At 53.9% G+C, this 1,265-nt stretch carries 1 protein-coding gene; it reads left to right on the top strand.

Going from position 1 to position 1,265, the window contains the following annotated elements; all coding sequences use genetic code 11:
- Nucleotides 1-1,263: (Fe-S)-binding protein (locus NDK19_RS16820; RefSeq protein ID WP_250633072.1), on the top strand; the 1,263-nt coding region annotated here is incomplete at its 5' end.
- Nucleotides 1,264-1,265: the final 2 nt, after the last annotated feature.

The raw sequence follows: 1,265 nt of genomic DNA, 5'->3' as shown, positions 1-1,265 counted from the left end.
GGCGCATCGGGCGGCATCCTGCGCCACGCCGAACAATGCAACGGTTCGGGCGATTGCCGCAAGTCGCACCTCTCGGGCGGAACAATGTGCCCCAGCTACATGGCTACCCGTTCGGAAAAAGACACCACTCGCGCCCGTGCCAACATTTTACGGGAACTACTGACACGACCCGTCAATAAAAAAGACCCGTTCAACCATCCCGAAATTTACGAGGTGATGGATTTGTGCCTCTCTTGCAAAGGCTGCAAGGCAGAGTGCCCCTCTAACGTGGACGTGGCAGCCCTCAAAGCCGAATTCCTGCAACATTGGCACGAGGCAAACGGCATCAGCCTGCAAACCCGCATGGTTGCCAACTTCGTACTGACGCAAAAATTAGCCATGCTTGCCCCAAATTTTTACAATTGGCTGTTTGGAAGTTCACCCCTTGCACCGCTATTGAAACAATTAGCAGGCTTCCATCCGAAGCGCAGCCTGCCCAAAGTCGGCAAAAAGACGCTCAGGCAAATGATTCAGCCTGCGGAAGGCAAACAGCTGACCGTCAATCTGTTCATTGACGAATTTACCGACTACAACGACCAGCAGGTCGGCAAGGCGGCGTATGAACTACTGAAAGGTTTGGGCTACGGCATTGCCCTGCCGCAACACATAGAAAGCGGTCGGACGTGGATTTCCAAAGGTTTACTCAAAGAAGCGCGGAAAATTGCCATCCGCAATGTAGAACTGCTCAAAGACTACGTGAGCGAAGCCGCACCGCTCATTGGCATAGAACCTTCGGCAATTCTGACGTTCAGGGATGAGTATTTGCGATTGGTGCCACCTTACCTCAAAGCTGCCGCTGAAAAAATTGCGCAAAATACCTACCTGCTGGATGAATTTATTGCCAATGAAGCCACCAAAGGCAACATCCGTTCGGAACAATTCAAAGCCGAAAAGCGGGAAATCATCTTGCACGGGCATTGCCACCAAAAGGCGCTGTCTTCGCTCAAACACACCGAAAAGATGCTGCAACTGCCTGCGGGCTACATGGTGAAAACCCTACCGACGGGTTGTTGCGGCATGGCGGGCAGTTTCGGTTATGAGGCAAGCAAGTACGAGCTTTCCATGCAGATTGGCGGCTTGGTGCTGTTCCCTGCGGTAGAAAAAACCGACAGCCGTACACTGATAGCCGCCCCCGGCACCAGTTGCCGCCACCAAATCCATGATGGCACGGGGCGCACGGCACAGCATCCGGCGGAGATTCTGCGGGAGGCGCTGGTGGAGTGATG

This window comes from Rhodoflexus caldus (genome assembly GCF_021206925.1).
Classification (GTDB): Bacteria; Bacteroidota; Bacteroidia; order Cytophagales; family Thermoflexibacteraceae; genus Rhodoflexus; species Rhodoflexus caldus.
Note: the sequence above shows the minus strand (reverse complement) of the source record. Positions and strands in the feature narration are given on the sequence as shown.